The 13,401-nt window shown below is 61.5% G+C and carries 11 protein-coding genes; 10 read left to right on the top strand and 1 reads right to left on the bottom strand.

Annotated features, from left to right (window positions below):
• Positions 1 to 80: 80 nt before the first annotated feature.
• A complete protein-coding gene (locus ACYZT4_RS15505) occupies positions 81 to 995 on the bottom strand; it encodes a LysR family transcriptional regulator (RefSeq protein WP_461981010.1) in 915 nt (304 codons plus the stop codon).
• Positions 996 to 1,177: 182 nt separating this feature from the next.
• Here ACYZT4_RS15505 and ACYZT4_RS15500 point away from each other — a divergent pair, with 182 nt between their 5' ends.
• The 10 genes from ACYZT4_RS15500 (at position 1,178) to lysS (ending at position 13,312) form a co-directional block, all read left to right on the top strand.
• Entirely contained in the window at positions 1,178 to 1,900 is a 723-nt protein-coding gene (locus ACYZT4_RS15500; protein ID WP_461981008.1) for a tellurite resistance TerB family protein, read from the top strand.
• 147 nt (positions 1,901 to 2,047) lie between these two features.
• Positions 2,048 to 3,670 (top strand): methyl-accepting chemotaxis protein, encoded by a 1,623-nt coding sequence (locus ACYZT4_RS15495; RefSeq protein ID WP_461981006.1) that lies wholly within the window; start codon positions 2,048 to 2,050, stop codon positions 3,668 to 3,670.
• A complete protein-coding gene (locus ACYZT4_RS15490; RefSeq protein ID WP_461981004.1) occupies positions 3,670 to 4,206 on the top strand; it encodes a chemotaxis protein CheW in 537 nt (178 codons plus the stop codon). Before ACYZT4_RS15495 ends, ACYZT4_RS15490 begins: the two co-directional genes overlap by 1 nt.
• Entirely contained in the window at positions 4,203 to 5,465 is a 1,263-nt protein-coding gene (locus tag ACYZT4_RS15485; RefSeq protein WP_461981002.1) for a CheR family methyltransferase, read from the top strand. Before ACYZT4_RS15490 ends, ACYZT4_RS15485 begins: the two co-directional genes overlap by 4 nt.
• The gene (locus tag ACYZT4_RS15480) at positions 5,462 to 6,145 is read left to right on the top strand and encodes a chemotaxis protein CheW (RefSeq protein WP_461981000.1); all 684 of its coding nucleotides are present in this window, start codon (positions 5,462 to 5,464) and stop codon (positions 6,143 to 6,145) included. Before ACYZT4_RS15485 ends, ACYZT4_RS15480 begins: the two co-directional genes overlap by 4 nt.
• A complete protein-coding gene (locus ACYZT4_RS15475; RefSeq protein ID WP_461980998.1) occupies positions 6,142 to 8,454 on the top strand; it encodes a response regulator in 2,313 nt (770 codons plus the stop codon). The genes ACYZT4_RS15480 and ACYZT4_RS15475 overlap by 4 nt, the downstream gene beginning before the upstream one ends.
• Positions 8,451 to 9,461: a chemotaxis-specific protein-glutamate methyltransferase CheB gene (gene cheB / locus ACYZT4_RS15470; protein WP_461980996.1), complete on the top strand. Its 1,011-nt coding sequence runs from the start codon at positions 8,451 to 8,453 to the stop codon at positions 9,459 to 9,461. The genes ACYZT4_RS15475 and cheB overlap by 4 nt, the downstream gene beginning before the upstream one ends.
• A gap of 48 nt (positions 9,462 to 9,509) precedes the next feature.
• Positions 9,510 to 10,511 (top strand): diguanylate cyclase domain-containing protein, encoded by a 1,002-nt coding sequence (locus ACYZT4_RS15465; protein ID WP_461980994.1) that lies wholly within the window; start codon positions 9,510 to 9,512, stop codon positions 10,509 to 10,511.
• Positions 10,512 to 10,628: 117 nt separating this feature from the next.
• Positions 10,629 to 11,724, top strand: a protein-coding gene (gene prfB / locus ACYZT4_RS15460; RefSeq protein WP_150630852.1) for a peptide chain release factor 2 whose coding sequence is annotated in 2 segments (ribosomal slippage) — positions 10,629 to 10,700 and positions 10,702 to 11,724 — 1,095 coding nt in all. Because the reading frame shifts where the segments join, the coding sequence is not laid out codon by codon here.
• Positions 11,725 to 11,809: 85 nt separating this feature from the next.
• Entirely contained in the window at positions 11,810 to 13,312 is a 1,503-nt protein-coding gene (gene lysS, locus ACYZT4_RS15455; RefSeq protein ID WP_461980992.1) for a lysine--tRNA ligase, read from the top strand.
• The last annotated feature ends 89 nt before the right edge of the window (positions 13,313 to 13,401 follow it).

Here is a 13,401-nt window from a genome sequence, read left to right as displayed (position 1 = left end):
CCCGGCCGTCTTATAGATGCAACAAGACTAGTGCGCGGACCCGAGGTCGACAAATACTAAATACTGAAGGTGGCGTTCGATTAAATAGATGGCTTGCGCCCGCCGTGAGGTTGCTCGCGGGCGACGGTCAGGAATGGATCGACCAGCGCCGGTCGCGCCGTGCCACGGCGCCATGCCAGGCCGACGTCGAGGGTCTGGCTCAAGTCGGCAATCGGTCGCGCTTCAATGATGTCGCCCTCCAGCGACCACGGGCGGTAGGTCATGTCGGGCTGGATCGACACGCCCAGGCCAGCGGCAACCAGGCTTCGCACCGCTTCGGTCGAGGCGGTTCTGAGGGTGATGCGCGGCTGAAGTGCCGCTGCCGACCACATGCGCTGGGCGTTGCGGTCCATTTCATCGACATTCAGTTGAATCAGCGGCTCGCGGGTCACATCGGCGAGGTTGATGCTGTCGTGTTCCAGCAGTGGATGCTGCGCCGGCAGCCACAAACGGTGCGGTGAATGGGTCAGCACTTCGGTTTGCAAGGCGTGGCGATCTTCGAGGTTGGAAAGGATCAGCACGCCGACGTCGATCTCGCCGCTGACCAGCAAATGCTCGATATAGGGCCGCTCGTCTTCCATCACGCGAAGTTCGACGTTGGGGTAGGCGCGTTGAAAACGCGTGAGCAAGTCCGCGAGGTAGTAGCCAGCAACCAAACTGGTTACGCCGATGATCAACTGCCCGGCAACCTGGTCGGTGCTCTGTTGCAGGCTGCGCTTGGCGTTGTCGACGGTCGCCAGAATCAGGTGTGCCTGGCGCAGGAACTGGTGGCCCTGGTGGGTCAGCGTCATGCCTTTGGCATGCCGGTTGAACAGACTGACGCCGATTTCCTGCTCCAGTTGCTGGATGGCCAGGGTCAGGGTCGATTGGGAAATGAACGCGGTTTGCGCGGCGGCGGAGATCGAGCCGGTCTCGGCCACGGCGATGAAATGACGAATCTGACGCAAGGTCATCATTGAGCAGTACCCGGTGGGCAGTTTTTATAGATTTGTCTGAGTGTATATCTTTTTAATCGATAGGCTTTTTAGCATTACAGGAGATGAGCAACATCTGGAAGCACTCTGAGCCGCAGGGGCAGGGCACTTTCGATCTAGGCTGTTGGCCTTATGTCCGGTAAAACCCTTTTTGGAGGCGGAAAATGATTACCCGTGGATTGCTTGATCAGCTGCTCAAGTCCGGCCAGGACTTGCTGCAAAACAAGGCCGGTAGCGCGCAGAACAAGGCCTCCGGTGGCGGACTGGGTGGGTTGCTCGGCGGTAGCGGCGGTTCGGGTGCGCTCGGCGGTTTGCTCAAAGGCGCGGGCGGCGGCGCGCTGGCGGCGGGCGCCATGGGCCTGCTGATCGGCAACAAGAAAGTGCGCAAGGTGGGCGGAAAAGTCGCCATTTATGGCGGTCTCGCGGCATTGGGCGTCATTGCCTACAAGGCTTACGGTAACTGGCAGGCTCAGCAGGGCACGGCACCCAAGCAGGAACCGCAAACCGTGGACCGCATTCCGCCGGCGCAGGTCGAGCAGCACAGTCAGGCGATTCTCAAGGCGTTAGTGGCGGCTGCCAAGGCTGACGGTCATGTCGATGAGCGTGAGCGCACGTTGATTGAGGGCGAGTTCACCAAACTCGACAGTGACCGGGAGTTGCAGCACTGGCTGCACGCCGAACTGAACAAACCGCTGGACCCGACCGATGTCGCACGCGCCGCCAGCACCCCGGAAATGGCGGCTGAGATGTACATCGCCAGTGTGATGCTGGTGGACGAGGAGAACTTCATGGAAAAGTCCTATCTGGACGAACTGGCCCGCCAGTTGAAGCTTGATCCGGGTTTAAAGGCCGAGCTGGAAAAGCAGGTGCGCCAGGCTTCTTTGTAGGAGCCCTCCAGTTTCGCATTGATCTCAAGATCGACATCGCCACACTCCTCAATCATCGAGATGAGCACTGCCGCGCATCCGTCTTATAAATGAAACACCGCCCTCGGCTATACTCCCCAGCATTTGAAATGGCCCCGAGGACTGACTGTGAAGAACTGGACGTTGCGCCAACGCATTTTGGCGAGCTTTGCGGTAATTATCACCATCATGTTGCTGATGGTCGTCGTCTCGTATTCGCGGCTGCTGAAGATCGAAACCAGTGAAGAAAGCGTGCGTGACGACGCACTGCCCGGGGTCTATTACAGTTCGACGATTCGTGGCGCCTGGGTCGACAGTTTTCTGCAGATTCAGGAAATGCTCGGCCTGAAGGAGGGGCAGGGCATCAGTGCTGAAGACGCCGCCGACTTCAAGGGGTTTGAAGCCCGTGTGATCAATGCGATGAGTGACTATCGAATGACCATCACCACGGACGAGGACAGGGTCGAGTTCGCGGCTTTCGAAAAAATCCATGAGCAATACGGCAAACTGCTGGCCGCGGTGCTTGACTTGCATAAGCGCAATCAGGAAGCCGAAGCCATCAAGTTGTTCAACGACCAACTGACCCCGGCCTGGACCGCAGGGCGCATGAAGCTCAATGACATCCTGCGCGAGAACAAAGTCGTGGCCGATCAGGACATGGTGAACATTGATGATGCGGTGTTTACCGCCAAAGTCATCATGGGCATTTCCCTGCTGGTGGCGGTATTGGCCGCCGCCCTCTGCGGCCTGTTGCTGATGCGCGCGATCATGGCGCCGATGAACCGTATCGTGCAGATCCTCGAAATCATGCGCACCGGCGACCTCAGTGGCCGCTTGAACCTGGAGCGCAAAGACGAATTCGGCGCCGTGGAAACCGGCTTCAACGACATGATGACCGAGCTCACCTCCCTGGTGTCCCAGGCCCAGCGCTCATCGGTGCAAGTCACCACATCGGTCACCGAAATCGCGGCCACCTCCAAGCAACAACAAGCCACCGCCACCGAAACCGCCGCCACCACCACCGAGATCGGTGCGACGTCCCGGGAAATCGCCGCCACCTCCCGTGACCTGGTGCGCACCATGACCGAGGTCACCACCGCTGCCGATCAGGCCTCAGTGGCCGCCGGTTCCGGGCAACAGGGCCTGGCGCGCATGGAAGAGACCATGCACTCGGTGATGGGTGCTGCGGATCTGGTCAACGCCAAACTGGCGATTCTCAACGAGAAGGCCGGCAACATCAATCAGGTGGTGGTGACCATCGTCAAAGTGGCCGACCAGACCAACCTGTTGTCGTTGAACGCCGCCATCGAAGCGGAAAAGGCCGGTGAATATGGCCGCGGTTTTGCCGTGGTTGCCACCGAAGTGCGACGCTTGGCCGACCAGACCGCCGTGGCCACCTACGACATCGAGCAAATGGTCCGCGAAATTCAGTCGGCGGTATCGGCCGGGGTCATGGGCATGGACAAATTCTCCGAAGAAGTGCGCCGCGGCATGTCCGAGGTTCAGCAGGTCGGCGAGCAGCTGTCGCAGATCATTCATCAGGTCCAGGCGCTCGCGCCGCGGGTGTTGATGGTCAACGAAGGCATGCAGGCCCAAGCCACCGGTGCCGAACAGATCAACCACGCGCTGGTGCAACTGGGTGATGCCAGCAGCCAGACCGTCGAGTCCTTGCGTCAGGCCAGTTTTGCCATCGACGAACTGAGCCAGGTGGCCGTCGGGCTGCGCAGCGGCGTCTCGCGATTCAAAGTCTGATGAGCGAACTCACGGCCAAACGCACCGCCGTGAAGCCGGCGTTGCACGCATTGTTTCTGGTGTTTCGCATCGGCAGCGAGCGTTATGCCCTGCAAGCGATCGAAGTCGCGGAAGTGCTGCCGCGCCTGCCCTTGAAGCCGATTCCCCGCGCACCGGACTGGGTCGCCGGGGTGTTCGCCTATCGCGGCGCGGTGGTGCCGGTGATTGACCTCAGTGCGCTGACCTTTGGTCAACCGGCGCAGGCACGCACCAGCACCCGACTGGTGCTGGTCCATTACCGCCCGGATGAAGCCGGCGAGGCGCAGTTGCTCGGGCTGATCCTTGAGCAGGCGACCGATACGCTGCGTTGCAACCCGGCGGATTTCCAGCCTTATGGACTGGATAATCGCCAGGCGCCATACCTCGGACCCGTGCGTGAAGATGCGCAGGGTTTGCTGCAATGGGTGCGGGTCGCCGATCTGCTGGATAACGAGGTTCGTGCGTTGCTGTTTCCGGCAACGCCCTTGGACCTGGCACTGCTTGGGGAGCGGCCATGAGCAGCGATCAGCGGTTTTTCGATTTCCTAAAGGAGTGCATTGGTCTCGACGTGACCTCGGTGGGCCCGGCGATCATTGAGCGCGCAGTGCGCCAGCGCAGCACGGCCTCCAATGCGCGGGACGCCGATGAGTATTGGCACCTCCTGCAGGGCTCGCGGGACGAGCAGCAAGCGCTGATCGAAGCGGTGATCGTCCCTGAAACCTGGTTTTTCCGTTACCCGGAATCCTTCGCCACCCTGGCGAAACTGGCGGCGAAACGCCTGGCCGACATCAACCACATGCGCGCACTGCGGATTCTCAGCCTGCCGTGTTCCACTGGCGAAGAGCCCTATTCCATCGCCATGGCGCTGCTGGATGCCGGATTCAAACCGCATCAATTCAAAGTCGACGGCATGGACGTCAGCCCGCTGTCGGTGGAGAAGGCCAGGCGCGCGTTGTACGGCAAGAATTCGTTCCGCGGCCAAGACATCGCCTTTCGCGAGCGGCATTTCATCGCTGAGAATGATGGCTACCGCCTCAGCGAACGGGTGCTGGAGCAAGTGCGTTTGCAGGTCGGCAATCTGCTGGATCCGGGGTTGCTGGCCAGCGAACCGCCCTATGACTTCGTGTTCTGCCGCAACCTGCTGATCTATTTCGACCAGCTGACCCAGCAGCGAGTGTTCGAAGTGCTCAAACGCCTGACCCATGTCGACGGCGTGCTGTTTATCGGCCCGGCGGAAGGCAGTCTACTTGGGCGGTTCGGCATGCGCTCGATCGGCATCCCGCAGTCTTTCGCATTCAGTCGGCAGAATATGCCTGAGCCGATGCCGGTCTTTGTGCCGACACCGCTGCCGGTGCGGCAACCCTTGCGCAGCGTGCCGCCGCCACCCGTGCGCAGTCGGCCCTTCCTGACCGCTACGCCGCTGCCGGTGCCGGGTAAAAGCGCCAATCCGGACACCGCGACGCTATTGGCAAACATCGCCGCACTGGCCAACGAAGGCAAAAGCGCCGAAGCCCGGGCGGCCTGCGAAAGCTATTTGCGCAGCCATGAGCCAGTGGCCCAGGTTTTTTACTGGCTGGGGCTGCTCAGCGATGTCGCCGGCAGTGTCCTCGAAGCCCAGGGGTTTTATCGCAAGGCGCTGTACCTCGAACCGCAACACCCCGACGCGTTGATGCACCTGGCAGCCTTGCTGCAATCCCAGGGCGACACGGCGGGCGCCAAACGATTGCAGGACCGCGCCGCCCGCAGCGAGCGCGCAGACAGTGAGCGCAAACGATGACCGCGGCTGACACCTTTCGCCTCACCCATGAAGACGCCCAGACCATCGACGACTGCTGGAACCGCATCGGTATCCACGGCGACAAGTCCTGCCCGCTATTGATCGAGCACATCCACTGCCGCAATTGTGCAGTGTACTCGGCGGCCGCCACGCGTTTGCTGGACCGCTACGCGTTGCAGCAAGAGGACCGTGGGCAGGCCTCGGTCGCGGTCGAAAGCGATGTCAAAACCCGCTCGCTGCTGATGTTCCGCCTCGGCGAAGAATGGCTGGCACTGGCCACTCGCAGCCTGGTGGAAGTGGCACCGCTGCAAGCCATCCATTCGCTGCCGCACCAGCGCTCCCGGGCGTTGCTCGGCGTGGCGAATGTGCGCGGCGCGTTGGTCGCATGCCTGTCGCTGGTCGAGCTGCTCGGGCTGGACGGCGCGAGCAGCGTGGCGTCCGGCGCGCGCGTGATGCCACGGATGCTGATCATCGCCGCCCACGGCGGACCGGTGGTGGTGCGGGTGGACGAAGTCGACGGCATCCACGCCATCGACGAACGTACGCTCGACGCGGCGTCCCGGTCCGGCACGCACGTCAGCGCCAAATACACCCGAGGCGTGTTGCAATTCAAAGGTCGCAGCCTGCGTTGGCTGGATGAAGAACAGCTGCTGTCCGCCGTGACCCGGAGCCTTACATGACCCCCGAGCAAATGCGCGACGCCTCGTTGCTGGAGCTGTTCAGCCTCGAAGCCGAAGCACAGACCCAAGTGCTGAGCGCGGGGCTGTTGGCGCTGGAGCGCGATCCGACCCAGGCCGATCACCTCGAATCGTGCATGCGCGCCGCGCATTCGCTCAAGGGCGCGGCGCGGATCGTCGGGGTCGATGCCGGCGTCAGCGTCGCCCATGTAATGGAAGATTGCCTGGTCAGCGCGCAGGAAGGGCGGTTGTACCTGCGGCCCGAGCACATCGATGCGTTGCTGCAAGGCACCGATTTGCTGATGCGCATCGCCACGCCGAATAACGCGCCGACTTCTGCAGACATCGATGATTACGTGGCCCTGATGGCGCTTTTGCTGGACCCCCTGGCCCTCGCCGCACCGATCAGCACGCCGATTGCGCCTTTCATGAGCGAGGAAGAAGCCCCCGCTGTCGATCTGCTGATTCCAGTCCTCGATCCGGTCCTGGCTGAGCCCGAAACACCGGAAGTGCCCGTCGACCCCGTCGTGCCCCTGCGCAATAACAAGCGCACCACAGAAAACGGCGAGCGGGTCCTGCGGGTCACCGCCGAACGCTTGAACAGCCTGCTCGACCTGTCGAGCAAGTCCCTGGTGGAAACCCTGCGGCTCAAACCGCACCTGGCCACCATGCAGCGCTTGAAGCGCGTTCAGAGCAACAGTCTGCGGGCGCTGGAAAACCTCAACGTGCATCTCAAGGAACACACCTTGAGCCTGGAAGCCCGGGAAGCCCTCGACGACGCCCGCCGGTTGCTCGCCGAGTCCCAGCAAATGCTGGTGGAAAAAAACGCCGAGCTGGACGAGTTCGCCTGGCAGGCCAGCCAACGCGCACAAGTGTTGTACGACACGGCGCTGGCCTGCCGAATGCGGCCGTTTGCCGACGTGTTGACCGGGCAAGTGCGCATGGTCCGCGACCTCGGGCGCAGCCTCGGCAAACAGGTACGGCTGGAGATCGAGGGCGAGAAAACCCAGGTCGACCGCGACGTACTGGAGAAGCTCGAAGCACCGCTGACGCATCTGCTGCGCAACGCCGTCGATCACGGCATCGAATCCCCGGAGCAACGACTGCTGGCGGGCAAACCGGAAGAGGGCTTGATCCGCCTGCGCGCCTCCCATCAGGCCGGCCTGCTGGTACTGGAACTGAGCGATGACGGCCACGGCGTCGATCTGGAAAAGGTCCGCCGCAGCATCATCGAACGGCAGTTATCCCCCGCCGACACTGCCGCGCAGCTCAGCGAAGAAGAACTGTTGACGTTCCTGTTCCTGCCAGGTTTCAGCCTGCGGGACAAGGTCACCGAAGTGTCCGGACGCGGCGTCGGCCTGGATGCGGTCCAGCACATGGTTCGCCAATTACGCGGCGCAGTGGTGCTGGAGCAGGCGGCGGGCGAGGGCAGTCGCTTTCACCTCGAAGTGCCGCTGACGCTGTCGGTGGTGCGCAGTCTGGTGGTGGAAGTCGGCGACGAGGCGTATGCGTTTCCGCTGGCCCACATCGAACGCATGTGCGATCTGGAGCCGACGGACATCGTGCAGGTCGAAGGTCGTCAACACTTTTGGCACGAAGGCCAGCACGTCGGGCTGGTGGCGGCCAGCCAGTTGCTCCAGCGTCCGGCGAGCCAGAACAGCCAGCAAACCCTCAAGGTCGTGGTGATCCGCGAGCGCGAGGCCGTCTACGGCGTGGCGGTCGAGCGGTTTATCGGCGAGCGCACGCTGGTGGTCTTGCCGCTGGACGAGCGACTGGGCAAAGTGCAGGACATTTCCGCCGGCGCATTGCTCGATGACGGCTCGGTGGTGTTGATCGTCGACGTCGAAGACATGCTGCGTTCGGTGGACAAGTTGCTCAACACAGGGCGGCTGGAGCGGATCGCCCGTCAAGGCAATCAGGTTGTTGAAGCTGCACGCAAGCGGATTCTGGTGGTCGACGATTCGCTGACCGTGCGCGAGTTGCAGCGCAAGTTGCTGCTCAATCGTGGCTACGACGTCGCCGTGGCGGTCGATGGAATGGATGGCTGGAACGCCCTGCGTTCGGAGGATTTTGATCTGTTGATTACCGACATTGATATGCCACGCATGGACGGCATCGAACTGGTGTCGCTGTTGCGTCAGGACAGTCGATTGCAATCGCTGCCGGTGATGGTGGTGTCCTACAAGGACCGCGAAGAGGACCGTCGTCGTGGACTGGACGCCGGAGCCGACTATTATCTAGCCAAAGCCAGTTTTCATGACGACGCCCTGCTTGATGCAGTGGTCGAGCTCATCGGAGGAGCGCGGGCATGAAGATCGCAATCGTCAACGACATGCCCATGGCCGTGGAGGCGCTGCGCCGAGCCATCGCGTTCGATCCGGCGCACGAAGTGGTCTGGGTCGCCGCCAATGGGGCCGAAGCGGTGCAGCGCTGTGCGGAATATACCCCGGACCTGATCCTGATGGACCTGATCATGCCGGTGATGGATGGCGTCGAGGCAACCCGGCGAATCATGGCCGAGACGCCGTGCGCCATCGTGATCGTCACGGTCGACCGCCAGCAGAACGTGCACCGGGTATTCGAGGCCATGGGCCACGGCGCGCTGGATGTGGTGGACACGCCGGCAGTCGGTGGCGGCAATCCTCAGGAAGCGGCGGCGCCGTTACTGCGCAAGATCACGAACATCGGCTGGCTGATCGGTGACCGTGGCAATCGGGCGCGCCCGGCCCTGAGCCCGCTGCGCAGTTCCGCCTCGCGTCAGCGCCTGATCGCCATCGGTTCTTCCGCTGGCGGCCCGGCGGCGCTGGAAATATTGCTTAAAGGACTGCCCCGGGATTTCTCGGCGGCCATCGTTCTTGTTCAGCATGTGGATCAGGTGTTCGCCGCCGGCATGGCCGAATGGCTCAGCAGCGTCAGCGGCCTGAACGTGCGCCTGGCCCAGGAAGGCGAGCCGCCGCAACCGGGCACCGTGCTGCTGGCCGGCACCAACCACCATATCCGCTTGTTGAAAAACGGCACGCTGGCCTACACCGCCGAGCCGGTCAACGAAATTTATCGTCCCTCGATCGATGTGTTTTTCGAGAGCGTCGCCAGTTACTGGACCGGCGATGCCGTCGGTGTTTTGTTGACCGGTATGGGGCGCGATGGTGCGCAGGGGCTTAAACTCATGCGCCAACAGGGTTACCTGACCATTGCTCAGGACCAACAAAGCAGCGCGGTGTACGGCATGCCAAAGGCGGCCGCGGCCATCGACGCGGCCGTGGAAATTCGCCCGCTGGACAAGATCGCGCCGCGATTGCTGGAGATTCTCGCCAAATGACTACGCTTAGCAGCAATCCTGGCCCAGGCAGCACTCAGGTGACCGCACATGAATGAACTACAACTCGATGACTTCAAGACCGACGAAAACGCCGCCATGGTGTTATTGGTAGACGATCAGGCAATGATCGGCGAGGCCGTGCGCCGAGGCTTGGCGAATGAAGAAAACATCGACTTCCACTTCTGCGCCGACCCGCACCAGGCGATTGCCCAGGCGATCCGGATCAAGCCGACCGTGATCCTGCAGGATCTGGTCATGCCCGGCCTCGACGGTTTGAGCCTGGTGCGTGAATACCGCAATCACCCGGCGACCAAGGACATTCCGATCATTGTCCTGTCGACCAAGGAAGACCCGCTGATCAAAAGCGCGGCGTTTGCGGCCGGGGCCAACGATTACTTGGTCAAGCTGCCGGACAACATCGAACTGGTGGCGCGCATCCGCTATCACTCGCGCTCCTACATGACGCTGCTGCAGCGTGACGCGGCGTACCGCGCATTGCGCGTCAGTCAGCAGCAATTGCTCGACACCAACCTGGTGCTGCAACGCCTGATGAACTCGGACGGCCTGACTGGCCTGTCGAACCGTCGTCATTTCGACGAATACCTGGAGCTGGAGTGGCGACGTTCCTTGCGTGACCAGAGTCAACTGTCATTGCTGATGATCGACGTGGACTACTTCAAGTCCTACAACGACAGCTTCGGCCATCTTGAAGGCGATGAAGCTTTGCGCAAGGTCGCCACGGCCATCCGTGAAGCCAGCGCCCGACCTTCCGACCTGCCGGCCCGATATGGCGGCGAAGAATTCGCCCTGGTCCTGCCCAACACCTCGCCGGGCGGTGCGCGACTGGTCGCGGAAAAACTGCGCCAGACCGTGGCCGGTCTGAATATCCCGCACATTTCCCCGACCGAAGGCTCCCACCTGACCATCAGCATCGGCTTGTCGACCTTGACCCCGCAAGCGGGCAGTGATTGCCGGCAATTGATACTGGCGGCGGACAAGGGGCTGTATCTGGCGAAGAACAATGGGCGCAATCAGGTGGGCATCGAATAACCGGTAATGCGCACCTATGTATCATTCGGCCCTAAAGCCGCCAGGCGGGCTGCCGTGACAGCCCGATTACGTTATACTCGCCGGCTTTCAAAAGTTCGCCAACGAGTGCTGCCCGCCATGGAAATCAACCCGATCCTTAACAGTATCAAGGACCTGTCCGAGCGCTCCGAAACTATTCGGGGGTATCTTTGACTACGATCAAAAGCATGAGCGTCTGACTGAAGTCAATCGCGAGCTTGAAGATCCGAGTGTCTGGAACAACCCGTCGTACGCCCAGGAACTGGGCCGCGAGCGTTCGCTGCTGGCGCAGATCGTCGAAACCCTCGACGAAATGCATTCCGGCCTGGCTGACGCCAAAGACTTGCTGCTGATGTCCGCCGAAGAAGAAGACCAGGCCGCCGTCGATGACGTTGCCGCCGAAGTCGAGCGCCTGCGCGAGTCGCTGGAAAAACTCGAATTCCGTCGCATGTTCAGCGGTGAGATGGACGCCAACAACGCCTACCTGGACATCCAGGCCGGCTCCGGCGGCACCGAGGCCCAGGACTGGGCCAACATCCTGCTGCGCATGTACCTGCGCTGGGCTGACAAACGCGGTTTCGACGCGACCATCATGGAGCTGTCGGCCGGTGAAGTCGCCGGGATCAAGGGCGCCACCGTGCACATCAAGGGCGAATACGCCTTTGGCTGGCTGCGTACCGAAATCGGCGTGCACCGTCTGGTGCGTAAAAGCCCGTTCGACTCCGGCAACCGCCGCCACACCTCGTTCTCGGCTGTGTTCGTGTCGCCGGAAATCGATGACAACATCGAAATCGACATCAACCCGTCGGACCTGCGCATCGACACCTACCGCTCCTCCGGTGCCGGTGGTCAGCACGTAAACACCACCGACTCGGCCGTACGTATCACCCACGTACCGTCCAACACCGTGGTCAGCTGCCAGAACGAACGCTCCCAGCACGCCAACAAAGACACCGCGATGAAAATGTTGCGGGCGCGCTTGTACGAGCAGGAAGTGCAGAAACGCAACGCTGCGTCCCAGGCGCTGGAAGACACCAAGTCGGACATCGGCTGGGGTCACCAGATCCGCTCGTATGTACTCGATGCGTCGCGAATCAAGGATTTGCGCACTAACATCGAACGCAGCGATTGCGACAAGGTGCTCGACGGCGACATCGACGAATACCTGGTGGCCAGCCTGAAACAAGGCCTGTAACACCGCATCCCCCTGTAGGAGCCGGCTTGCCGGCGATCCCCGGCCCACGGCCGGGGGCAACGAACCTGATGGAATATCTAAAGACATGAGCGACCAAGAACTCGACCCGCAAGCCCTGCAACAGGAAGAAAACTCCCTGATCGCCCTGCGCAAGGAAAAGCTGGCTGCCGAGCGCGCCAAGGGCAATGCCTTCCCGAACGACTTCCGCCGTGACAACTACTGCGAAGACTTGCAGAAACAGTACGCGGACAAGACCAAGGAAGAGCTGGCAGAGGCTGCAATCCCGGTCAAGGTTGCCGGTCGCATCATGCTCAACCGTGGCTCGTTCATGGTGATCCAGGACATGTCCGGGCGCATCCAGGTTTACGTCAACCGTAAAACCCTGTCGGAAGAAACCCTGGCCTCGGTGAAAACCTGGGACCTGGGCGACATCATTGCTGCCGAAGGCACCCTGGCCCGTTCCGGCAAGGGCGACCTCTACGTTGAAATGACCCGCGTGCGCCTGCTGACCAAATCCCTGCGCCCGCTGCCGGACAAGCACCACGGCCTGTCCGACACCGAACAGCGCTATCGCCAGCGCTACGTTGACCTGATCGTCAACGAAGACGTGCGCCAGACATTCCGCGTCCGTTCGCAAGTGATTGCGCACATTCGCAGCTTCCTGATGCAGCGCGACTTCCTCGAAGTCGAAACGCCGATGCTGCAAACCATCCCGGGTGGCGCAGCGGCCAAGCCGTTCGAAACGCACCACAATGCGCTGGACATGGGCATGTTCCTGCGCATCGCACCGGAGCTGTACCTCAAGCGCCTGGTGGTCGGCGGTTTCGAGAAGGTGTTCGAGATCAACCGCAACTTCCGTAACGAAGGCGTTTCGACGCGTCACAACCCAGAATTCACCATGTTGGAGTTCTACCAGGCGTACGCCGACTACGAAGACAACATGGACCTGACCGAAGAACTGTTCCGTGAACTGGCGCAGCTGGTTCTGGGCAGCACTGACGTGCCGTACGGCGAAAAAGTGTTCCACTTCGGCGAACCGTTCGTACGTCTGTCAGTGTTCGACTCGATCCTCAAGTACAACCCTGAGCTGACCGCAGACGACCTGACCGACATCGACAAGGCCCGTGCCATCGCCAAGAAGGCCGGCGCCAAGGTGCTGGGCTTCGAAGGTTTGGGCAAATTGCAGGTGATGATTTTCGAAGAGCTGGTTGAGCACAAGCTGGAGCAGCCGCACTTCATTACCCAGTACCCGTTCGAAGTGTCGCCGCTGGCCCGTCGCAACGATGACAACCCGAACGTCACTGACCGTTTCGAGCTGTTCATCGGCGGTCGCGAAATCGCCAACGCCTATTCCGAGTTGAACGACGCGGAAGACCAGGCCGAGCGCTTCATGGCGCAGGTGGCCGACAAGGACGCCGGCGACGACGAAGCCATGCACTACGACGCCGACTTCGTTCGTGCGCTGGAGTACGGCATGCCGCCAACGGCCGGTGAAGGCATCGGCATTGACCGTCTGGTGATGCTGCTGACCAACTCCCCGTCGATCCGCGACGTGATCCTGTTCCCGCACATGCGGCCGCAAGCGTAAGTGGAAGCCGCCTCTCAGTCAGGCGGCTTTTTTTTGAATCTGGAGAGGCGGCAGTTGTAAGTTGCAAGCCGCAAGCTGCAAGCCAACTC

The organism is Pseudomonas sp. GB2N2 (assembly GCF_054897705.1).
The sequence above is the reverse complement of the archived record's forward strand: the minus strand, read 5'-3'. Positions and strand labels throughout refer to the sequence as shown.